Origin of the sequence: Streptomyces sp. GC420, from assembly GCF_009916105.1 — a bacterium.
Taxonomy (GTDB): domain Bacteria; phylum Actinomycetota; class Actinomycetes; order Streptomycetales; family Streptomycetaceae; genus Streptomyces.
On the sequence record NZ_JAAAXQ010000019.1, the window covers coordinates 1 to 22,260 of the forward strand.

General features: G+C 72.7%; 19 protein-coding genes. 13 read left to right on the plus strand and 6 right to left on the minus strand.

From position 1 onward, the window contains the following. On the minus strand, positions 1-1,208 hold a 1,208-nt coding region (locus GUY61_RS04170; protein ID WP_166628674.1), incomplete at its 3' end, for a glycosyltransferase 87 family protein. Positions 1,209-1,314: 106 nt separating this feature from the next. Between GUY61_RS04170 and GUY61_RS04175 the strand changes: the two genes are divergently transcribed. Both GUY61_RS04175 and GUY61_RS04180 read left to right on the plus strand, forming a co-directional pair. Next, positions 1,315-2,457, plus strand: a complete 1,143-nt coding sequence (locus GUY61_RS04175; RefSeq protein WP_166628675.1) for a glycosyltransferase family 4 protein — start codon at positions 1,315-1,317, stop codon at positions 2,455-2,457. A 136-nt stretch (positions 2,458-2,593) separates the two neighbouring features. Further along, on the plus strand, positions 2,594-4,201 hold the full coding sequence (locus tag GUY61_RS04180; protein ID WP_166628676.1) for a GMC oxidoreductase: 1,608 nt from the start codon (positions 2,594-2,596) through the stop codon (positions 4,199-4,201). A gap of 48 nt (positions 4,202-4,249) precedes the next feature. On the opposite strand, the gene GUY61_RS04185 is transcribed toward GUY61_RS04180, so the two are convergent. Then, positions 4,250-6,046 carry a long-chain fatty acid--CoA ligase gene (locus tag GUY61_RS04185; RefSeq protein WP_166628677.1) on the minus strand — a complete coding sequence of 599 codons (1,797 nt, stop codon included), beginning with the start codon at positions 6,044-6,046 and terminating at the stop codon, positions 4,250-4,252. Between the two features lie 216 nt (positions 6,047-6,262). Between GUY61_RS04185 and GUY61_RS04190 the strand changes: the two genes are divergently transcribed. The 6 genes from GUY61_RS04190 to GUY61_RS04215 all read left to right on the plus strand — a co-directional run bounded on the left by GUY61_RS04190 (position 6,263) and on the right by GUY61_RS04215 (position 11,853). Continuing rightward, complete coding sequence (locus GUY61_RS04190; RefSeq protein ID WP_166628678.1) at positions 6,263-7,024, plus strand: metallophosphoesterase; 762 nt, start codon at positions 6,263-6,265, stop codon at positions 7,022-7,024. A 183-nt stretch (positions 7,025-7,207) separates the two neighbouring features. Beyond that, a complete protein-coding gene (locus tag GUY61_RS04195) occupies positions 7,208-7,660 on the plus strand; it encodes an SRPBCC family protein (RefSeq protein WP_166628679.1) in 453 nt (150 codons plus the stop codon). Next, on the plus strand, positions 7,660-9,099 hold the full coding sequence (locus GUY61_RS04200) for an ArsA family ATPase (protein ID WP_166628680.1): 1,440 nt from the start codon (positions 7,660-7,662) through the stop codon (positions 9,097-9,099). The genes GUY61_RS04195 and GUY61_RS04200 overlap by 1 nt, the downstream gene beginning before the upstream one ends. Positions 9,100-9,168: 69 nt before the next feature. Then, positions 9,169-9,585 carry a DUF5304 domain-containing protein gene (locus tag GUY61_RS04205; protein ID WP_166628681.1) on the plus strand — a complete coding sequence of 139 codons (417 nt, stop codon included), beginning with the start codon at positions 9,169-9,171 and terminating at the stop codon, positions 9,583-9,585. Positions 9,586-10,023: 438 nt separating this feature from the next. Further along, positions 10,024-10,965: an ROK family glucokinase gene (locus tag GUY61_RS04210; RefSeq protein ID WP_166628682.1), complete on the plus strand. Its 942-nt coding sequence runs from the start codon at positions 10,024-10,026 to the stop codon at positions 10,963-10,965. Between the two features lie 63 nt (positions 10,966-11,028). Beyond that, positions 11,029-11,853, plus strand: coding sequence for an endonuclease/exonuclease/phosphatase family protein (locus tag GUY61_RS04215; RefSeq protein WP_166628683.1), 825 nt, complete (start codon positions 11,029-11,031; stop codon positions 11,851-11,853). A gap of 437 nt (positions 11,854-12,290) precedes the next feature. Here GUY61_RS04215 and GUY61_RS04220 read toward each other — a convergent pair whose 3' ends face one another. Then, positions 12,291-12,977, minus strand: a complete 687-nt coding sequence (locus GUY61_RS04220; protein ID WP_166628684.1) for a hypothetical protein — start codon at positions 12,975-12,977, stop codon at positions 12,291-12,293. Next, on the minus strand, positions 12,970-13,749 hold the full coding sequence (locus GUY61_RS04225) for a carboxylesterase (protein WP_166628685.1): 780 nt from the start codon (positions 13,747-13,749) through the stop codon (positions 12,970-12,972). The genes GUY61_RS04220 and GUY61_RS04225 overlap by 8 nt, the downstream gene beginning before the upstream one ends. Before the next feature lie 302 nt (positions 13,750-14,051). Here GUY61_RS04225 and GUY61_RS04230 point away from each other — a divergent pair, with 302 nt between their 5' ends. Genes GUY61_RS04230 through GUY61_RS04240 form a run of 3 tightly spaced genes read left to right on the plus strand, consistent with a single transcriptional unit; the run spans position 14,052 to position 16,789 of the window. Then, on the plus strand, positions 14,052-14,864 hold the full coding sequence (locus tag GUY61_RS04230; protein ID WP_166628686.1) for a 1-acyl-sn-glycerol-3-phosphate acyltransferase: 813 nt from the start codon (positions 14,052-14,054) through the stop codon (positions 14,862-14,864). Between the two features lie 21 nt (positions 14,865-14,885). Then, on the plus strand, positions 14,886-16,115 hold the full coding sequence (gene macS, locus GUY61_RS04235; protein WP_166628687.1) for a MacS family sensor histidine kinase: 1,230 nt from the start codon (positions 14,886-14,888) through the stop codon (positions 16,113-16,115). A gap of 26 nt (positions 16,116-16,141) precedes the next feature. Next, entirely contained in the window at positions 16,142-16,789 is a 648-nt protein-coding gene (locus tag GUY61_RS04240; RefSeq protein ID WP_166628708.1) for a response regulator transcription factor, read from the plus strand. A 244-nt stretch (positions 16,790-17,033) separates the two neighbouring features. On the opposite strand, the gene GUY61_RS04245 is transcribed toward GUY61_RS04240, so the two are convergent. Beyond that, positions 17,034-17,999 (minus strand): YafY family protein, encoded by a 966-nt coding sequence (locus GUY61_RS04245; RefSeq protein WP_166628688.1) that lies wholly within the window; start codon positions 17,997-17,999, stop codon positions 17,034-17,036. Between the two features lie 197 nt (positions 18,000-18,196). On the opposite strand from GUY61_RS04245, the gene GUY61_RS04250 reads away from it, so the two are divergent. Beyond that, positions 18,197-19,225 (plus strand): 6-phosphofructokinase, encoded by a 1,029-nt coding sequence (locus GUY61_RS04250; protein ID WP_166628689.1) that lies wholly within the window; start codon positions 18,197-18,199, stop codon positions 19,223-19,225. Between the two features lie 67 nt (positions 19,226-19,292). Continuing rightward, entirely contained in the window at positions 19,293-20,291 is a 999-nt protein-coding gene (locus tag GUY61_RS04255; protein ID WP_166628690.1) for a 2-hydroxyacid dehydrogenase, read from the plus strand. A gap of 55 nt (positions 20,292-20,346) precedes the next feature. Here the strand turns inward: GUY61_RS04255 and GUY61_RS04260 are convergent, their stop codons facing one another. Next, a complete protein-coding gene (locus tag GUY61_RS04260) occupies positions 20,347-22,257 on the minus strand; it encodes an anthranilate synthase family protein (protein WP_166628691.1) in 1,911 nt (636 codons plus the stop codon). Between the last annotated feature and the right edge of the window lie 3 nt (positions 22,258-22,260).

Here is a 22,260-nt window from a genome sequence, read left to right on the forward strand (position 1 = left end):
GTGTCCCGGGGCGCGGGCTCGGCGGGGCGGTGGGGAGCCGGGTCGGCCGTGGAGCGCCACAGCAGGACGCAGGCGCTCACCGCGGCCACCACCAGCAGGCCGTTGCGTATGAACAGGAGCAGCAGGCCCGGCCCGTCGCCGGTCACGACGTCGGCGAACCACACCGGGAACTCCAGGACCGTGACCCCTGTCGCCACCAGCACCAGCGCCGAGGGCAGCGCCATCCGGCTCGCGCGCGCCGACATGCAGACGGCGGCGAGCCCGACGAGCCACAGCATGTACTGCGGGCTGAGCACCCGGCTGGTGACCGTGAAGACGAGGACGGCCGCGAAGGCGGCGTCGCACACGGTCGTGGCGGAGCGCCGCACCGCCGACAGCCGCCAGAACAGCAGCCAGCCGAAGGCCAGCGCCGTCAGTATCAGCGCCACCGCGCTGACCGTGTCCACCCACGGGCCGAGGAACTCCACGGAGCCGTAGTTGAGGAGCACCCGGCCCTCCCAGCCGAAGTGCCTGGCGATGTGGAAGACCAGCGCGCCCAGCGACTCCACCTCCGTGCCGCGGTCCCGCTGGAACGTCAGGAACGCGAACGCCCCCGGCATCGCGACGGCGGACACCACCGTCAGCGCCAGGCCGGTGACGGCCGCCGCGCCCCACACGGCACGGCCCCGGGCCCCGGCCAGCAGCAGCGCCGGCCAGACCTTGAGCAGCGCGCCGAGCGCGGCCAGTGCCCCCAGCAGGCGCGGGTGCCGGGCGGCCGCGAGCAGCGCCGCCACGGCGACCGCGGTGACCATCAGGTCGTAGCGGGCGTACGCGGTCGGGCCCAGCAGGGCCACGCCCGCCACCCACACCCAGGCGCCGCGCGGGGTGCGGCCGGGCCGTCCGCCCGCGTACAGCAGCAGGCCCATGACGGCCGCGTCGGCGAGCAGGACCAGGACGAAGAAGGCCTGCGCGTAGCCGAGGAAGGGAAGGACCGCCGGGGAGAGGATCGCCAGCGCGGCGGCCGGCGGGTACTGCCAGGTGACGTCGTCCAGCGGGTAGGTGCCGGTCCGCAGCACCTCGTACCAGCCCTGGTAGATCACCGACACATCACTGGTCACGTCCGGGCCCGGGAAGGTCAGGACCTTCAGGACGAACAGCAGCAGCAGGCACCGGGTGAGGGCCCAGGCGGCGAGGGGAGGCCAGGGACTCCTGCGGCGTGCGCCCGACATGACCACCTCGTCCGTTCCGGGGGCAGGGACTTCCCATGATGCCCGGGCGGGCTGTGCGGGAGCTGTCGGGCCGGGTCGCGGGGCGCGGTTGGTACTGTCTGGCGCGATGCACAAGACCCTGATCGTGACCAACGACTTCCCGCCCAGGCCCGGCGGCATCCAGGCGTTCCTGCACAACATGGCGCTGCGTCTGGATCCCGACCGGGTCGTAGTGTACGCGTCGACGTGGAAACACGGCCGTGAGGGCGCCGAGGCCACCGCGGCCTTCGACGCCGAGCAGCCCTTCACCGTCGTCCGCGACCGTACGGCCATGCTGCTGCCCACACCGCGCGTCACGGGCCGGGCCACCGCGCTGCTGCGGGAGCACGGCTGCACCTCGGTGTGGTTCGGGGCGGCGGCGCCGCTCGGGCTGATGGCGCCGGCGCTGCGCAGGGCCGGGGCCCGGCGGCTGGTGGCCACGACGCACGGGCACGAGGCGGGCTGGGCGCAGCTGCCCGCCGCCCGGCAGCTGCTGCGCCGGATCGGGGACGGCACCGACACCATCACCTACCTGGGGGAGTACACCAGGTCCCGGATAGCGGAGGCGCTCAGCCCCGAGGCCGCCGGGCGGATGGTGCAGCTGCCGCCCGGCGTGGACGAGAAGGTCTTCCATCCGGCCTCCGGCGGGGACGCGGTCCGGGAGCGGCTCGGACTGAAGGACCGGCCGGTCGTGGTGTGCGTCTCGCGGCTGGTGCCGCGCAAGGGGCAGGACACGCTGATCCGCGCGATGCCCGCGATCCTGCGCGAGGTCCCGGACGCCGTCCTGCTGATAGTCGGAGGGGGCCCCTACGAGGGTGAGCTGCGCAAGCTCGCCGCGAGCACCGGTGCCGGCGCCTCCGTCCGGTTCACGGGGGCCGTGCCCTGGTCGGAACTGCCCGCTCACTACGGCGCGGGCGACGTCTTCGCCATGCCGTGCCGCACCCGGCGGGGTGGACTGGACGTCGAAGGGCTCGGCATCGTCTACCTGGAGGCCTCGGCCACCGGCCTTCCGGTGGTGGCGGGCGACTCGGGCGGAGCGCCCGACGCCGTGCTGGACGGTGAGACCGGGTGGGTGGTGCGCGGCGGTTCGGCCGAGGAGTCGGCCGAACGGATCTCCGTCCTGCTGAAGGACGCGGAGCTGCGCCGGCGGATGGGCGAGCGGGGCCGGCAGTGGGTCGAGGAGAAGTGGCGCTGGGACCTGCTCGCCGAACGCCTGAAGACCCTCCTCTGACCTCTGACCTCTGACCTCTGACGCACCCCGGCCGCCCGCGCCCGGCCGGGCGCGGGCGGAGGCGAGTGTGACGATTCGTCAGATCCGTGCTGCGCGGCCTATGGGCAGAAGGTTGAATTCCGCACACGATGCGGGCATGACCAGAAAACTGACGCGCCGTCACATGCTCGGCCTCGCGGCCCTGCAGACGGCGGCGACCCTGGGACTCACCCGCATCGGTACCGGCCGGGCACACGCCGCACAGGCGCCCGACCACGCGCCCGCACTCGTCATCGGCTCCGGCTACGGTTCCGCCGTCGCCGCGCTCCGGCTCGGCGAGGCGGGCATCCGCACGATCGTCCTGGAGATGGGGCGGCTCTGGAACACACCGGCCTCCGACGGAAAGGTCTTCTGCTCCACCGCCGCCCCCGACCGGCGTTCCATGTGGTTCCGCACCCGCACCGAGGCGCCGCTCGCCACCTTCCTCTGGCTCGACATCGTCAACAAGGACATCGACCCCTACCCCGGCGTGCTCGACCGTGTCTCGTACGGCGACATGGCCGTCTACGTCGGCCGCGGCGTCGGCGGGGGCTCGCTCGTCAACGGCGGCATGGCGGTGACCCCGAGCCGGGCGTACTTCCAGGAGGTGCTGCCCCGGGTCGACGCCGACGAGATGTACGGCACGTACTTCCCGCTCGCCCGGCGCATGCTCGGAGTCAACAGCATCTCGCCGGACTGGTTCGAGTCCACCGAGTGGTACCGCTTCTCCCGCGTCTCCCGCAAGCACGCCCACAACGCCGGGCTGCGCACCGTCTTCGTGCCCAGCGTCTACGACTTCGCCCACATGGAGCGCGAGGCCGCCGGCACCGCGCCCCGCTCCGCCCTCGGACAGGAGGTCATCTACGGCAACAACCACGGCAAGCGGAGCCTCGACAAGACCTATCTCGCGGCCGCCCTCGGCACCGGCAACGTGACCATCGAGACGCTGACCCGGGCCAGGGCCGTACGCCCCGAGGGCGGCGGATACGTCGTCACCGCCGACCGGATCGACGACACGGGAGCCGTCGTCGAGACCCGGGAGTTCGGCTGCTCCGCCCTCTTCCTCGGCGCCGGCAGCCTCGGCACCACCGAACTGCTGCTGCGCGCCCGGGAGACCGGCGCCCTGCCCGGCCTCGGCGACGCGGTCGGCACCGGCTGGGGCACCAACGGCAACGTCATGACCGGCCGCGCCAACCACCTGTGGGACACCGTCGGGGCCGACCAGGCGACCATGCCCGCCATGGGCATCGACGACTGGGCCAACCCCGACCACCCGGTCTTCGCCGAGATCGCCCCGCTGCCCACCGGCCTCGAGCACTGGGTCAGCCTCTACCTGGCGATCACCAAGAACCCGGAGCGCGGCACCTTCTCGTACGACGCGGCCACGGACGCGGTGCGGCTGAACTGGAGCCGGTCCCAGAACCAGCCCGCCGTGACCGCGGCCAAGTCCCTCTTCGACCGCGTCAACAGGGCCAACGCGACGATCTACCGCTACGACCTGTTCGGCGCCAACAGGACCTTCGCCGACGACTTCTGCTACCACCCGCTGGGCGGCTGCGTCCTCGGGGAGGCCACCGACGACTACGGCCGGGCCAGGGGACACCCGCGGCTGTACGTCACCGACGGAGCCCTCGTGCCGGGCTCCATCGGTGTCAACCCGTTCGTCACCATCACCGCGCTCGCCGAGCGGAACGTCCGGCGGGTGATCGCGGAGGACCTGAGCTGAGCCCGGCCGGCCGGACCGCCGCCGCACCCGGCGGGGCAGCGGCCGCGGTCAGCGGGTGTAGAGCGCCTCGATCTCGTCGGCGAAGTCCTTCGCCACCACATTGCGCTTGAGCTTCAGCGAGGGCGTGATGTGCCCCGACTCCTCCGTGAACTGGGAGGACAGAATGCGGAATTTCCGCACCGATTCCGCCTTGGAGACGGCCGCGTTGCCGTCGTCGACAGCCCGCTGGACGGCTGCGAGCAGGTCCGGGTCCTCGCGCAGCGAAGCCGCCGTCGCCCCGGCCGGCTTTCCGTGCTCGGCCGCCCAGCGCCCCAGGAACTCCTCGTCCAGGGTGACCAGCGCGCCCACGAAGGGCCGCCCGTCGCCCACCACCATGCACTCGGCGACCAGCGCGTGGGCGCGGATCCGGTCCTCGATCACGGCGGGCGCCACGTTTTTGCCGCCCGCCGTGACGATGATCTCCTTCTTCCGGCCGGTGATCGTGAGGTAGCCGTCCTCGTCGAGGGTGCCGATGTCGCCGGTGTGGAACCAGCCGTCGGCCAGCGCCTCGCGGGTGGCCGCCTCGTTGTTCCAGTAGCCCGTGAACAGGTGCTCACCGTGCAGCAGCACCTCGCCGTCGTCGGCGATCCGCACCACGGAGCCGGGCAGCGGCTGGCCGACCGTGCCGATCTTCTGCCGGTCCCACGGGTTGAAGGCCGTGGCGGCGCAGGACTCCGTCAGGCCGTAGCCCTCCAGGACCGTGAAGCCGATGCCGCGGAAGAAGTGGCCGAGCCGCGCGCCCAGCGGGGCCCCGCCGGAGATCGCGTACTCACCCCGGCCGCCGAGCACCGCGCGCAGCTTCCCGTAGACCAGCCTGTCGAAGAGCCTGTGCCTCAGCCGCAGGCCGAAGGACGGCCCGCCGGGGGTGTCCTTGGCCTTGCTGAACGCTATGGCGGTGTCGGCCGCCTTGTCGAAGATCCTGCCCTTGCCCTCGGCCTGAGCCTTGGCGCGCGCCGAGTTGTAGACCTTCTCGAAGACGCGCGGCACACCCAGGATCAGCGTCGGCCGGAACGAGGCGAGTTCGCCGGTCAGGTTCTTGATGTCCGGAGCATGACCGAGGCGGATCGGGGCCAGCACCGAGGCGACCTCGACGAGCCGGCCGAAGACGTGCGCGACCGGAAGGAACAGCAGCACCGAACACTCGCCGGTACGGAACAGCGGTTTGAGGCGCTCCACCACGTTGCCGCACTCCGCGAAGAAGTTGCGGTGGGTGAGCACACAGCCCTTGGGCCGCCCCGTTGTGCCGGAGGTGTAGACGATCGTGGCCGGGTCGTCGGCCTTCGCCGAGGAACTGCGCTCGTCCACCGTGTGGTCCGCGACCTCGGTGCCCGCGGCGCCCAGCTCCTCCACCGCGCCCCGGTCGATCTGCCAGATGTGCTTCAGCATCGGCAGATCCGACCGCACCGACTCCACCGAGCGGGCGTGCGTGTCGGTTTCCACGATCACGGCGACGGCACCCGAGTCACCGAGTATCCACTGGATCTGCTCGGCGGAGCTGGTCTCGTACACGGGAACGGTGATCGCCCCCGCACTCCAGATCGCGAAGTCCAGCAGCGTCCACTCGTAACGGGTGCGGGAGATCAGGCCCACCCGGTCGCCCGGCTGCACGCCCGAGGCGATCAGGCCCTTGGCGGCGGCGCGCACCTCGCGGAGGAACCCGGCGGCGGTGATGTCCTGCCACGCGCCGTCGACCTTGCGGGCAATGACGGCCGTGTCGGGGTGCTGCGCGGCATTGCGTCGGATGAGATCCGTCAGGTTGCCGTCCGCAGGGACCTCGTACAGGGCCGGAAGGCTGAACTCGCGCAAGACTGCTGCTCCTCATGGGCGCCGGCGCCACGACATTGTGCGACTGGACTGCTCCGGACGTTACCCACCGGTAAAGCATTTCGGATAGGGGGACCGGGTCAGTTGTTCAAAGCGTCACATCCTCGTGACGGTGCTTGGCGCACAGTAGTCCAGGGATCCGGCCACGTGAAAGTAACCGCAGGTCCGGCCGGGGGGCCGGGGAATAGGGTGATCGTCATGCGAGTCCATGTGGTCAGCGACGTACACGGCAACGCCCGCGACCTGCGGGTGGCGGGCGAGGGGGCCGACGCCCTCCTCTGTCTGGGCGATCTGGTCCTCTTCCTCGACTACGCCGACCACTCGCGCGGCATTTTTCCCGATCTGTTCGGCGCGGAGAACGCCACCCGCCTCGTCGAGCTGCGCACCGCCCGCCGCTTCGAGGAGGCCCGCGCCCTGGGCGCCAGGCTCTGGGAGGGCCTGGACCGCAGCGCGGCCATCGAGTCCGCGGTACGCAAGCAGTACGCCGAGCTGTTCGCGGCCTTCCCCGCACCGACGTACGCCACCTACGGCAATGTCGACATACCGGGTCTGTGGCCCGAGTACGCGGGCCCCGGCGTCACCGTCCTCGACGGAGAGCGGGTGGAGATCGGCGGCCTCGTCTTCGGATTCGTCGGCGGCGGGCTGCGCTCGCCGATGCGCACCCCCTACGAGATCAGCGACGAGGAGTACGCGGCGAAGGTCGAGGCCCTCGGCGAGGTTGACGTGCTCTGCTCGCACATCCCGCCGGAGGTCCCCGAGCTCTGCTACGACGTGGTGCCGCGGCGCTTCGAACGCGGCAGTCGCGCCCTGCTGGACGCCATCCACCGGGTCCGCCCCCGCTACGCGCTCTTCGGCCATGTCCACCAGCCGCTCGCCAGGCGCATGCGGATCGGACGCACCGAATGCGTCAACGTCGGGCACTTCGCGTCGACCGGACGGCCCTGGGCGCTCGAATGGTGAGCCGGACCCTCCGGTGGTGAGCTCGCGCGGACCTTGGGACTGCGAGGGGCCCCGCGCGCGATAGCCTTCAGCCGCAGCGGTCCCCCACAGTCCCTCTCCAGCCCTCTTCTCAGCCCTTCTTCAGCCCCAAGCCCCCCTCAGCCCCTATCGACAAGCAGTGCCAGCAGCGGAGGAACCACGGCGATGGCCGAACACACCAGCTCGAGCATCACGATCGACGCGGCACCGGCCGAGGTCATGCAGGTGATCGCCGACTTCGCCCGCTACCCCGAGTGGACCGGCGAGGTGAAGGAGGCCGAGGTGCTCTCCACCGACGCCGAGGGCAGGGCCGAACAGGTCAGGCTGGTGCTCGACGCCGGGGCGATCAAGGACGACCACACCCTCGCCTACACGTGGACCGGCGCGAACGAGGTCAGCTGGACGCTGGTCAAGTCCCAGATGCTGCGTTCACTCGACGGTTCGTACAAGCTCGCACCCGTGGGCGGCGGCGACCGCACCGAGGTCACCTACCGGCTCACCGTCGACGTCAAGATCCCGATGCTCGGCATGATCAAGCGCAAGGCGGAGAAGGTCATCATCGACCGCGCGCTGGCCGGGCTGAAGAAGCGGGTCGAGAGCGGCGGTCCGAAGGCCTGATGAGGGCCCCGAAGCAGACGCTCCTCGTCACCGGACCCGGCGGCGCCGGCCGTACCACCGTGGCCGCCGCCACCGCACTCGCCGCGGCCCGTGCCGGACGGCGCACGCTGGTGCTCTCCACCGACCGCGAGGACACCCTCGGCGCCGTACTCGGCACCCCGCTCGCGGGCACCCCGGCCACCGGACCGGTCGAGGCGGCGCCCGGCCTGTGGGCCACCCGCACCGACCCCGGCGCCTCCTTCCGCTCCGCGCTCCTCACCCTGCAGGAGCGCGGCACCGCGGCCCTCGACCTGCTCGGCGCCGTCCGGTTCGAGGAGGAGGAGCTCACCGAGCTGCCCGGCAGCGAGGAGTTCGCGCTGCTGCGCGCCCTGCGCGAGGCCGGCGGGGACGACTGGGACCTCCTCGTCGTCGACCTGCCGCCCACCCCCGGCGCGGTACCGCTGCTCGCCAGGCCCGAACAACTGCGCCGCTACCTGCGCAGGCTGCTGCCCGAGCAGCGGCAGGCCGCCCGCGCGCTGCGACCGGTGCTGGCCCAGCTGGCCGGCGTACCGATGCCCGCGCGGTGGCTGTACGAGTCCGCGGCCCGCTGGGACGGGGAGCTGGCTGCCGTCCAGGCGCTCCTCGAGCCGCCCTCCACCACGGTGCGGCTGGTCGCCGAGCCGGGCCCCGCCGCGGCGGAGGCGCTGCGCACCACACGCTACGGCCTCGCCCTGCACGGCCTGACCGTCGACGGCGTCGTCGCCAACCGGCTGCTGCCGCCCGGCTCCCGCGACCCGTGGCTCGCCACGCTCGTGGCCCAGCAGGACAAGCACCTCGCCGAGTGGGAGCAGGAGTACGCGGGGCACGGCATCCCCCTGACCGCGCTCCCGCACCTGGGCCGGGACCCCCGCGGCACGGACGACCTGGCGGTCCTCGTGGAGCCGGCCGGTCCGTACCCCGGGCGCCGGGCGGCCCGCCGGGCGGCCGGACCCGCGGCGGACACGGACCGCGAGCCCTCGCGGCACGGATCCGGGTCCGGCACCGGACCGACCCGGGTGGTGGGGGACGCGTCCGACGCGACGGGTGACGCGCCCGGGGAGGGACTGCTCCGCGAGGCGGCCCCGGACACCACGGTCCCGGACACCACGGTCCCGGACGGAGCCGGCCCGCGCACCGGCCCGGCGGCGCGGCACCCAGGCGCCGATCCCTGGACCGTCGAGAACCGGCTCGACGAGGACGGCGTCCTCGTCTGGCGGCTGCCGCTGCCCGGGGCCAGACGCGAGGAGCTGGAGCTGGTGCGGCGCGGCGACGAACTGCTCCTCACCGTCGGCCCGTTCCGCCGCATCGTGCCGCTCGCCCCGGCACTGCGCCGCTGCACCGTCAGCGGCGCCGGACTGGCCGGCGGCGAACTGCGGGTGCGGTTCGCGCCCGACCCCGAACTGTGGCCGCGCACCCGCTGAGGCCGGTGCGCGGCGTCGGGTAACGTCGTTCGTGAGACCCCGCCCCGCCAGTCCTCCCAGGAGTCCGCCATGAGCGAAGCCACCGGGCGCCCCGCCGCCGAGTCCGACGCCTGGGCCGAGGCCTGCGCCGAGGACCTCGCCGCGGAGCGCGCCCGCCGCCGGGCGCAGTACGGTCCGCCTCCCGGCTCCGCGGCCGAGGAACTGCGCAAGCTCGTCGACGCGGTCGCCGGGAAGGTCACCTCGCTGCCGGGGCCGCTCGCGGCGCTGGCGGCGCAGGGCGCACTCCAGCAGTTGGTGCAGCGCGCCAAGGAAGCCGTCGAACCGGTCGTCGAACGCAACCCGGAGGTCTTCGATCACCTCGCCGCCGCGGGCAACGAGCTGCTCGCCGCCTACCGCTCCGCCGTGGAGAAGAGCGAACGCCGCTGGTCGCAGGGGGGCGAGGGCAACGAGGACGGCCCCGGCAGCGAGCGCATCGACGTCGACTGACCCCTGACGGACTCAACCGTTCCTGAAGGCTGAGCGGGAGTGGTCCCGTTCAGCCGCGCGCCCCGAACGGTCTTGGGCGCACTGGTCCCCGGCGTACTCGGCCCCGGGGCGGCGACACGGATCCTGTCCGTGGTCCGGTCCCGGGAGGCCGGTTCCCTCACGACCCGGCAGGACGGATACGGCCGGAGGCGGGCGGGGAGGCCCCGAACCATCACCCCGGTGGAGCGGGGGCCCCGCGTACCGAAGCCGTACCCAACGTCCCGGATCGCACGATCACCGCAGCCCGGACAGTCCAGCCCACCGCAAGCCCGCAGGCAGTCCATCACATGATCGAGTCAACTCGACCTCGTACACGCTCTCCGGGGAGCAGCCATCAACCCCTGCTTTCCCTCCGGTACGGTTATTCGCAGCGGGGCTCGACCGAATACTGAGGGACACATGGGACTCACCATCGGCGTCGATATCGGCGGTACCAAGATCGCGGCTGGAGTGGTCGACGAAGAGGGCCAGATCCTTGCCACGAACAAGGTGCCGACCCCCTCGACGCCCGAAGGCGTCGTCGACGCGATCTCCGCTGCCGTCTCCGAGGTCAGCAGCGGCCACCCCGTTGAGGCCGTCGGCATCGGCGCGGCCGGCTACGTCGACGAGAAGCGCGCCACCGTACTCTTCGCGCCCAACATCCGCTGGCGCCAAGAACCGCTGAAGGACAAGGTCGAGCAGCGCGTGGGCCTGCCCGTGGTCGTCGAGAACGACGCCAACGCGGCCGCCTGGGGCGAGTACCGCTTCGGCGCTGGCCAGGGCCACGAGGACGTCATCTGCATCACCCTCGGCACCGGCCTGGGCGGGGGCATCATCATGGGCAACAAGCTGCGCCGCGGACGCTTCGGCGTGGCCGCCGAGTTCGGCCACGTCAGGGTCGTCCCCGACGGTCTGCTGTGCGGCTGCGGCAGCCAGGGCTGCTGGGAGCAGTACGCCTCCGGCCGCGCCCTGGTGCGCTACGCCAAGCAGCGCGCCAACGCCACCCCGGAGAACGCCGGGATCCTGCTCTCCCTCGGCGACGGCACACCGGAAGGCATCGAGGGCAAGCACATCTCCGACGCCGCCCGGCAGGGCGACAAGGTGGCCGTCGACTCCTTCCGCGAGCTGGCCCGCTGGGCGGGCGCGGGCCTGGCCGACCTGGCCTCGCTCTTCGACCCGTCGGCATTCATCGTCGGCGGCGGCGTCTCCGACGAGGGCGAGCTCGTCCTCGACCCGATCCGCAAGTCCTTCCGCCGCTGGCTGGTCGGCGGGCAGCACCGCCCGCACGCCCAGGTGCTGGCGGCCCAGCTCGGCGGCAAGGCCGGCCTCGTCGGCGCGGCCGACCTGGCGCGGCAGGGCTGAGACCGGCCCCGGTCGGATGCGTGCGCCCGCCTTCCGGCGGGCGTTTCGCATATCTTGATCCGTATGGCGACGAGCGTGACGAGTGCCGGGACCAGCCCCGGCGGCACCCTGCCCGGATCCCGCACGGAACCCGACGGTTCGGCCGTGATCAGGGTTCTGAGCTACAACATCCGCTCCCTGCGCGACGACCGGGAGGCGCTGGCCCGGGTGATCCGGGCCTGCGCCCCGGACCTGCTCTTCGTGCAGGAGGCGCCCCGCTTCTTCCGCTGGCGCAAGCACGCCGCCTGGCTGGCCAAGAACTCGGGCCTGGTGACGCTCACCGGCGGGGCCAGCGCGAGCGGGCCCGCGCTGCTGTGCTCCCTGCGCGTCACGGTCGAGCACACCGAGGACGTCCTGCTGCCCCGCACCCCCGGCCTGCACCAGCGCGGCTTCGCGACCGCCGTCGCACGCATCGGGGGCACCCGGCTCGGACTGGTCAGCTTCCATCTCAGCCTGGACGACGACGAACGCTACGAGCAGGGCGGGCTGCTGCTCGACCGGCTCGCGGCCCTCGGCACCCCGCACGCCCTCGCCGCCGGCGACCTCAACGACCGCCCCGATGGCAGGACTTTCCGCCGGCTCGCCGGCTCGCTCCAGGACTGCTGGGCAACCCGGCCCTGGGGCGCCGAGAACACCTTCTCCCCGGCCGACCCCCGCCGCCGTATCGACGCCGTCTTCGCCACCCGGGATGTCGAGGTGCTCGGCTGCGGTGTGCCCCGCGGCCTGCCGGGGGTGACGGACGCGGACCTGAGGGCGGCCAGCGACCACCTGCCGGTGCTCGCCGCGCTGAGGGTGCCCGCGGTCACCGCCGGACGGCGGGCCGCCGGGCACGCGTCGCAGACCGCATAAGACCCGGTGGCGGGATGCGTCCCGCCACCGGGCGTACAACGGCGGTGAGCCCGCGGCGGCTCGGCGGGCGCGGCACCCGCCGGATGCTCAACGACCGGCCGTAGCCGCTTTCCCTGTCGGAGACGGTCGGCTTCTGCCACGGGGGCGTCACCGGGGGTCCGGCGAACCCGTGCCGCAGCACGGCGCCGACCCGGAGCGGTTCGACCTCGGGGCACGGTGACAGACGGGGCCCGACGAGCAGGCGACCCGGGTGGCGGGCTTCTCCTCCGCCTTCCCGACGCCGGACGGCGTCGCGGTCTCCGACCGCACCGGCAAGGAACAGGGGGAGGCTCGCGGACATCACGGGGCTCCGGGGCAGGCCCGGACGGAAGCAACGCGATCCGCCGGGCGGTCACCGGTCGTCGGCCAACGGTGGCAGGTCAACGGTGGCCGGGACGTCAGACGACCGCCCCGCGCCCCGGGTCGTCGTCCTCCTCGTCGTCCGGCTTCATCCTGACCACCAGCGTGGCGCAGCCGCCCAGGAACCCGCCGATGGAGAGCGTGGTCAGCCACCAGGTCAGCTCCCACTGGAGCAGTATCGCCAGAACCAGCAGCACCGGGCCGCCGATCATCCCGAGCCAGGCGAACTTGGCGGTGGTGTCGGCGGGCGGCAGCGGAGGCGGCTCCGGGGGCACGAAGTGCCCCTCGTCGAGATCGCCGGTGTCCGCCCCGCCCGGCTCCGCGACGCTGTAGTCGCGCGGTCCCGCACCCACACCGACACCGGGGGCGAAGACCACGGAGCTGCCCAGCGGTCCCGCGGGCCTGCCGGGCCCCGCGTCCTCACCGGGCTCCTCGTCCCGGTCCTTCTCCTTCACCCCGCCGCTCCGCCCGGGAGCGTCCGGGGCGTCGGGAGCCTCATTGGTGCCACTCTCCAGCAGGGCCAGGTCCTCCACCGACTTGAACGGCTTGGCGCCCGGCGGGTCCGGCGGCTCCTCGCCGTACCCCGCGACGATGGCCGCCCACACGGCGTCCTCGTCCAGCGGCAGCGGCGCGCCGCCGGCCTCGGGGCCCTTCGCCTTCGCCTCGGCGTCCGGGTCCCGGTCGTTCTCCCGGCTCTCGTCGCGCTCCGCGTCGTGCTCAGCCACCGGTGGCCGTTCCTTCCTTGCCGACGCTCGGAGCCAGTCGGCCGATGAATGCGTAACTGTCCTCGAAGATACGCTCCGCGTCGTTGTCCAACGTCGCGACGTGGTAGCTGTGTTCCAGCAGGACCTCCGTGACGTCCGTGGACGAGACGCGGCTGAGGATGCGGGCCGAGTCGGCGGGCGGCACCACGTGGTCCTGGGGGCTGTGCAGGAGCAGCAGCGGCTGGGTGACCTGGGGCAGGTCGGAGTCGACGAGGCGGAAGAAGTTGCGCACCGAGTGCGCCGCGTGCAGCGGCACCTTGTCGTAACCGACCTCCTGGACGCCCTCCTTGGCGATGTCGCTCGTCAGCCCCTTCGTCGTGCGCACCAGGTGGCGGACCACGGGAAGGGCGTGCGCGGCGAGCCCGTGCACCTTGTTCGCCGGGTTGACGACGACGACACCCTGCACCGCGTCCCCGTGCTTGGCGGCCAGCCGCAGGGCCAGCGCCCCGCCCATGGAGAGCCCGAAGACGAAGACCTGCGCGCACTTCTCCCGCAGCGCGCGCAGTTCGCGGTCCACCTCGGCGTACCAGTCCTGCCAGCCGGTGAGCGCCAAGTCCTCCCAGCGGGTGCCGTGCCCGGGCAGCAGCGGCAGGGCGACCGTCAGGCCGCGCTCGGCCAGGTACTCCGCCCATGGGCGGAGCGACTGCGGGCAGCCGGTGAAGCCGTGGCAGAGCAGAACGCCGACCTCTCCGCCCTCGTGGCGGAACGGCTCGGCTCCAGGGAGGACCGGCACCTGGGACTCCTCTTCATGAGGTGGTGATGGCTCGGACGAGGCGCGATCGCGTCCGGCACGCGAGGACCGTGCGGGGCGCGGCGCCAGTGCGTATTCACGGTACGCGACCGCACCGACACCGACCAGGTCCGTTCCCGTCCCGCCGGGGCCGGTCCGCGTCCATGCTCCCGCGACTCCGTCCCGCGTCCGTCCACGCCCCTGGCCCGCGTCCATGGCCCGCGCCCCAGGCCACGCCCGCGGCCGAGCGCGGGTTAAGGTCTCACCGACTGACGAAGGAAGGCTCCAAGTTGATCTACGGTGCTATGAAGCTCTCTGTCGGCGGGGCACTGAAGGTCGCCTTCCGCCCCTGGGCGGAGGGCTTGGAGAACATTCCCGCCGAGGGGCCGGCGATCCTCGCGAGCAACCATCTGTCCTTCTCCGACTCCTTCTTCCTTCCCGCCGTGCTCGACCGGAAGATCACCTTCATCGCGAAGGCCGAGTACTTCACCACGCCCGGCATCAAGGGCCGGCTCACCGCCGCCTTCTTCAAGGGCGTCGGCCAGCTCCCCGTGGACCGCACCGGCGGCCGGGGCGCCGGCGAGGCCGCGATCAGGAGCGGCATAGGCGTCATCGAGAGGGGCGAGCTCTTCGGCATCTACCCCGAGGGAACGCGCTCGCCGGACGGCCGCCTCTACCGGGGCAAGCCCGGAGGTCTGGCGCGGGTGGCGCTGGCCACCGGAGCGCCCGTGATCCCGGTGGCGATGATCGACACGGAGAAGATCCAGCCGCCCGGCAAGATCGTGCCCAAGCTGATGCGCCCCGGCATCAGGATCGGCAAGCCGCTGGACTTCAGCCGCTACCACGGCATGGAGCACGACCGGTTCATACTGCGGTCGGTGACCGACGAGGTCATGTACGAGATCATGAAGCTCTCGGGCCAGGAGTACGTGGACATGTACGCCACCGCCGCGAAGCGACAGATCGCCGAAGAGGCGAAGAGGCAGCAGGAACGGGAGAAGCCGGCAAGGGCGGAGAAGGCCGGGAGGGCGGAGAGGGCCGAGGGGACCGGGAGACCTCGGAGCACCGCGGCCGAAATCGCCGCCACGGCCGACACCGCCGACGAGTCAGGGGCCTGAGCAGGCCCGGGGGGTGGGGGAATGGCCAGACGCGAACAGGTCGTGCGCATGTCGGTCGAGGTGCCGCTGTGGCGTGCGCTCGCCGGATACAGGGTCCTGACCTGCGGCTACGCGATCCTGCTGTGGGTGTGGTCCTACGACGAGTACACCCACCCGCTGGGCGCGGGGGTCTTTCTCGCGGTGCTCGCCGTGTGGACCCTGGCGACCCTGCCGCAGGTCCGCTCCGCCGCCTCCTGCACCAAGCCCTTCCTCGCCGTCGACCTGGCCGTCGCACTGACCGGCATCCTGCTGACCCCCGTGTTCGACACCCACGAGCGGATCGTCTCGGGCGGCCCGACGCTGCCCTCGATATGGACGGCCGGGTCCGTACTCGCCTTTGCCCTGAAGGGCGGCTGGCGCTGGGCGGCCTTCGCCTCCACCCCGGTCGCCGTCGCCAACCTCGTCGAGCGCGGCGCACCCGCCCGGGACACCCTGCACAACGTCCTGCTCGTGTGGGTGGCGAGCGTCGCCATCGGATACGTCGTCGAGGTGGCCCGCGCCAGTGAGCGCACCCTCGCCCGGGCCCTGGAGATCGAGGCCGCCACCCGCGAACGGGAGCGCCTGGCCCGCGACATCCACGACAGCGTCCTTCAGGTCCTCGCCATGGTGCAGCGCAGGGGAACCGCCATCGGGGGCGAGGCCGCCGAGCTGGGCCGCCTCGCCGGGGAACAGGAGGTCGCGCTGCGCACCCTGGTCTCCGGAGGTCTCGTACCGCCCGGGAGAGTGTCCGAGGACGCGAGCGAGGGAGCCGTCGTCCGCGTGGTGGAGGAGCCGGCCGCGGAGCCGGCCGCGGACGGGCCCGTGGATCTGCGCGCTCTGCTCCTGCCCCACGCCAACTCCCGCGTGACGGTGTCGGAACCGGGCGCCCCCGTCTGGCTGGAGCCCGCCGCCGCGGCGGAACTCGCCGCCGCGGCCGGCGCCGCTCTGGACAATGTGCGCAAGCACGTGGGCGAGGACGCCCGGGCCTGGGTGCTGGTCGAGGACGAGCCGGACGCGGTGATCGTGACGGTCCGGGACGAGGGCCCCGGAATCCCCGAGGGCCGGCTGGCCGAGGCCGAGGGGGAGGGGCGCCTCGGGGTGGCCCTGTCCATCCGCGGGCGGCTGCGGGACCTGGGCGGCAGTGCGGAGCTGGTGTCGGTGCACGGGCAGGGCACAGAGGTCGAGTTGAGGGTGCCGCGCGCGGCACGGAAGAAGCGTGGGAGCGTACGGTGACGAGCGAGCAGCAGACGATCCGGGTGATGGTGGTCGACGACCACCCGATGTGGCGGGACGCCGTCGCCAGGGACCTCGCGGCGGCGGGGTTCGACGTGGTCGCCACCGCGGGCGACGGCCCGGGGGCCGTGCGCCGGGCCAAGGCGGTCGTCCCCGACGTCCTGGTCCTCGACCTGAACCTGCCCGGCATGCCGGGTGTGCAGGTGTGCAAGGAACTGGTCGGCAGCAAGTCCGCGCTGCGCGTGCTGGTGCTCTCCGCGAGCGGTGAGCACGCGGACGTCCTGGAGGCGGTCAAGTCCGGTGCCACCGGCTATCTCGTGAAGTCCGCCAGCACGGAGGAGCTGATCGACGCGGTCCGCCGCACGGCGGCCGGCGACCCGGTGTTCACCCCCGGCCTGGCCGGCCTGGTCCTCGGCGAGTACCGCAGGCTCGCCGCCGACCCCATGCCCTCGGCCCCGGACGAGCCCAGGGCCCCGCAGCTCACCGAGCGGGAGACGGAGGTGCTGAGACTGGTCGCCAAGGGGCTGTCGTACAAGCAGATCGCGGAGCGCCTGGTGATCTCCCACCGGACGGTGCAGAACCACGTCCAGAACACACTGGGCAAACTCCAGCTGCACAACCGGGTCGAGCTGGTCCGCTACGCCATCGAGCGCGGCCTCGACGACGAGGCATAGCGGCGCCGGTGCGGGCGGTGGCCGCCGGCCGGACGGACCCGCCAGGCGCGGCCCGGATGCCGCGCCATACGGCCGATGGCGGCCTGGGCGGCACGCTGTGGCCCCCGGCGGCGGTGCCGGTACGGCACCGGGCGCGGGCCGGACAGGGTCCCGTCCGGGCATGCCGGGCCGGGCCCCGCTTGAGCATGCCGGACCGGGGACCCGTCCGAGCGGACCGGACCCGGGCCTGCCCGAACGGGCCCGCTCAGGACGCCTTGGCGGCCGCCCGCGTGAACCTGGCCCCCACCTCCCGCAGGTGGCCGGCCAGCTCCGGCGGCCCCAGCACCCTGAACTCCGCGCCCACCGAACCCAGCGCCAGCGCGGCCCAGTGCAGCGAGTCCGTCGTCATGGTCAGCCGGCAGCGCCCGGTGCCCAGTTCCTCGACCGTCCCCCAGCGCCCGATCGTGGCCCGCACCCGCTCGGCCGGCGCCTCGATCACCGCCTGCGCGGTGTACGTCGTCTGGATGCTGCCGATGCCCTGGCGCACGAACTCCGCCGCGTTCTCGGCGGGCAGCGCGCGCGGCCGGAACCGGGCACCGGTGCCCCGCGGTTCCGACAGCCGGTCCAGGCGGAAACTGCGCCAGTCCTGCCGCGTCAGGTCGTATGCCACGAGGTACCAGCGGCGCCCCAGCGAGACGAGCCGGTGCGGCTCCACATGGCGGTCGCTGTGCTCGCCCTGGCGTGCCACATAGGTGAAGCGCAGCCGCTCCTCGTCCCGGCAGGCCTGCGCCACGGTGGTGAGAACCCCCGCCTCCACCTGCGGGCCGTTGTCCACGGTGGTCGCGGGCACGGTCACCGCCTGGAGGGCGTCCACCCGCCGCCGCAGCCGCGGCGGCATGACCTGGACCACCTTCGTCAGCGCGCTGATCGAGGACTCCTCGATGCCCGCGACGGCGCCCTGGGCCGCTGCCCGCAGTCCGATGGCGAGAGCCACCGCCTCCTCGTCGTCGACCACCAGCGGCGGCAGGGCGGCCCCCGCCGCCAGCTGGTAGCCGCCGTCCACCCCGCGGTGCGCCTCGACCGGGTAGCCCAGCTCGCGGAGCCGGTCCACGTCCCGGCGCAGGGTCCGCACGGAGACCTCGAGCCGTTCGGCCAGCTCCGATCCCGGCCAGTAGCGATGCGTCTGCAGCAGGGACAGCAGCCGCAGCGTCCGTGAACTCGTGTTCGCCATGACTCCAGGATTGCGGAGATTCCGGCCAGTAACTGTCCGCAGACCTCGTACGAGTGAAACCTTCACGGCAACTCCCCAGGTATCCGAAGGAATTGCCCTTTTTGGGCGTCGGGGAGTGATCTGGATCACTATTAGCTTGACCCGCGATCAACCACAGGCAGGCCACAGGCAAGCCACAGCGGCGAAGGGAAGATTCCATGCGGGTCGGAGTACTGACCGGGGGCGGCGACTGCCCGGGACTCAACGCCGTCATCCGGGGCGTCGTCCGCAAGGGCGTCCAGGATTACGGATACGAGTTCGTCGGCTTCAAGGACGGATGGCGCGGTCCGCTCGAGAACGACGCGATGCCCCTCGGCATCCCGCAGGTGCGCGGCATCCTGCCGCGCGGCGGCACCGTCCTCGGCTCCTCGCGCACCAATCCCCTCAAGGTGGAGGGCGGAGTGCAGCGGATCAAGGACAGCCTCGCCAAGTTCGAGGTCGACGCGCTGATCGCGATCGGCGGCGAGGACACCCTCGGTGTCGCCGCGGCGCTCTCCGACGACAACGGCATCCCCTGCGTCGGGGTGCCGAAGACCATCGACAACGACCTCTCCGCCACCGACTACACCTTCGGCTTCGACACGGCCGTCAACATCGCCACGGAGGCCATCGACCGCCTCCACACCACGGCGGAGTCGCACATGCGCGTCCTCGTCGTCGAGGTCATGGGCCGGCACGCCGGATGGATCGCGCTGCACTCCGGGCTGGCCGGCGGCGCCAACGTCATCCTCATCCCCGAGCAGCGCTTCGACGTGGACCAGGTGTGCGCCTGGGTCACCTCCCGCTTCCGCGCCTCGTACGCGCCGATCGTGGTCGTCTCCGAGGGCGCCATGCCCAAGGACGGCGACGTGGTGCTCAAGGACGACTCGCTCGACGCCTTCGGGCACGTGCGGCTGTCCGGCGTCGGCGAGTGGCTGGCCAAGGAGATCGAGAAGCGGACCGGCAAGGAGGCCCGTACGACGGTCCTCGGCCATGTGCAGCGAGGCGGCACCCCCAGCGCCTTCGACCGCTGGCTCGCCACCCGCTTCGGGCTGCACGCCGTCGACGCCGTGCACGACGGGGACTTCGGCAGGATGGTGGCCCTGCGCGGCACGGACATCGTGCGGGTCCCGCTCGCGGACGCCACCGCCAGACTCAAGACGGTCGACCCGGGCCTCTACGCGGAGGCGGGTGTCTTCTTCGGCTGACTCGGCCGGACCCGCGGTGGGCCGTAAGATTCGGCACTCGGCCCATCACGCCTGAGAGGAAGACGTCGTGGAGATCCTGGCCTTCGGAGTGCAGGCCGACGAGAAGCCGCTGATGGAACGGGCCTTCGCGGCCGCCGGCCACTCCGTCCACTGCCTCGACGTCTTCCTCACCGGGGACACCGTGCCGATCGCCGCCGGGCGCGAGGTCATCAGCTCCAGCGTCAACGCCGATCTGGGCGCAGAGGTGCTGCGCGCCCTCGCGGCCGGCGGGACCCGGATGATCGCCCAGCGCTCCACCGGCTTCAACAACATCGACCTCGACGTGGCTGCGGAACTCGGCCTCACCGTCGCCCGCGTCTCGTACTACTCCCCCTACTCCGTCGCGGAGTTCGCCTGGACCCTGGCGACCGCCGTGAACCGGCGCGTCGTCAAGGCTGCCGGCCGCACCCGCGAGTTCGACTTCCGGCTCGACGGGCTGCTGGGGCGCGACCTGCGCGGCCGCACGGTGGGCGTGCTGGGCACCGGCAAGATCGGCGAGGCCTTCGCCCGGATCGGCCACGGCTTCGGCATGCGCCTGCTGGGCTGGGACGTCAGCCAGAACCCCGAGTGCCTGGCGCTCGGCATGGAGTACGTCGACAAGGACCGGCTGCTGGCCGAGTCCGACCTCATCAGCCTCCACGTGCCGCTGATGCCCGCGACGTACCACCTCATCGGCCGCGCCGAACTGGCGGCCATGAAGGACGACGCCCTCCTCGTCAACACCAGCAGGGGCGGGCTCATCGACACCGAGGCCCTCGTCGACGAGCTGCGCGCGGGCCGCTTCCGGGGTGTCGGCCTCGACGTGTACGAGGCGGAGGCGGGCTTCTTCTTCCTGGACAAGTCCCTCGAGGCCATCGCGGACGACACCCTGGCCCGCCTGATGACCTTCCCGAACGTGCTGGTCACCTCGCACCAGGCGTACTACACCGAGGACGCGGTCGGCACCATCATCGACACGACGGTCGGCAACATCACCGACTACCTGGCGGGCCGCCGCACCGAGAACGTGCTGGTGCCGCGGACCTGACGGCCCGGGGCACCAGCGGTCCGGGGCGAACGGCACGCGGGCCGGTGCGGTGCGGTCACGGCTGCCGCGTCCCCACCGGGGCCAGGAGTTCCCCGACGATCGCCGTCCCGGCCAGCGTCAGAACGGACTCCGGGTGGAACTGGACCGAGGCGAAGCCGGGGCCGCGCAGCGCGTGCACCTCGCCGGTGACCGGGTCGCGGCTCACCTCGACGGAGTGGGCGGCCAGTTCCTCCGCGGCCTCGTCGTCGCAGCGGGCGGTGAAGCTGTTGTAGAAGCCCACGGTCTCCCGCCGCCCGAACAGGTCGACGGTGACCTGCGCGCCCTGGAAGGGCACCTCCTTGCGGACGATGTCCAGGCCGAGTTCGGCGGCGAGCAGTTCGTGGCCGAGGCACACCCCGAGCAGGCCGTGCCGGTGCTCGCGCAGCAGCCGCGCCGCGAGGCCGCGCAGCAGCCGCATCTTCGGGTCGGCGGGGTCGCCGGGATCACCCGGCCCGGGGCCGAGGACCACCGGGCCCTCGTGGGCCAGCGCGGTCTCCACCACGCCCGGCGCGTCGAAGCGTGCCACGGTGACCTCGAGGCCACAGGAGCGCAGCACGTGCGAGAGCATCGCCGTGAACGCGTCCTCGCCGTCCACCACCAGGGCGTGCCCGCTCAGCGTCGCCGACCGCTCCTGCATCCGCAGCCAGAACGGCGCGAGGGAGTCCCGGCGGGAGTCGAGCGCGGCGCGCACCCGGATGTCGTCGGCCAGCCGGGGCCGCTCCGCCTCCTCGGGGGCCCGCCCCTCCCTCACTCCGAGCGCGGCGAGCACCCCGGCCGCCTTGGCATGGGTCTCGGCGACCTCGGAGTACGGATCCGAGCCCCGTACGAGGGTGGCGCCCACCGGCACCCGCAGCCGCCCGGAGCCGTCGATGTCGGCGGTGCGGATGAGGATCGGCGAGTCCAGGGTCTGCGCACCGCCGGCGTCCCGGCCGATCAGGGCCAGCGCCCCCGCGTAGTAGCCCCGTCCCTCGCCGTTCGGGCCCTCGGGCTCGTACCGCTCGATGACCCGGCACGCGTTCTGCACCGGGGAGCCGGTGACCGTCGCCGCGAACATCGTCTCGCGCAGCACCTCGCGCACGTCCAGCGAGGAGCGGCCCCGCAACTCGTACTCGGTGTGCGCCAGGTGGGCCATCTCCTTCAGCCGGGGCCCGATCACCACACCGCCCATGTCGCCGACGGTGCACATCATCTTGAGCTCCTCGTCGACGACCATCGAGAGCTCCTCCGTCTCCTTGCGGTCGGAGAGGAACTCCAGCAGGCCCTCGGCCGTCGGCCCCCCTGCGGGATAGCGGTAGGTCCCGCTGATCGGGTTCATCACCACCGTGCCGCCGCTCATCCGGACGTGGACCTCCGGGCTCGCCCCCACGAGGGTGCGGTCCCCGGTGTGCACGACGAACGTCCAGTACGCGCCGCGCTCGCCGGCGAGCAGCCGCCGGAACAGCGCCAGCGCGTCGGCCCGGCCGAAACCGGGGATCACGCCCGTGAAGTCCCTGCGGATCACGAAGTTGGCGCCCTCGCCCCGCCCGATCTCGTCCTCCACGACCCGGCGCACGATCCCGGCGTACTCCTCGTCGCCGACCGCGAACTCCCCGCCCGCGACCCGCACATCGTGCGCCGGCAGGGCCTCCAGGAGCCCGGCCACCGGCAGTTCGTACGTCTCCTCGACGCGCAGCACCGACAGCGGCGTGCCGTCGTCCCGCACGTCGAAGCCACGCTCGCGGATCTGCCGGAACGGCACGAGGGCGAGGGCGCCGGCGCCGTCCACCGGGATGTCGGCGAGCCGCTCGGCCTCCGCGACCGGACCGACCAGCACCTCGACCGTGTCGTGGTCGCGGCCGGGCGTGCGGCGCCGCAGCAGCGCGAAGGGCGGGCATCCCGCGGCGAGCAGGCGCTCGACGAGTGCGGTGGCGGTGGGTTCGGTACTCATCCA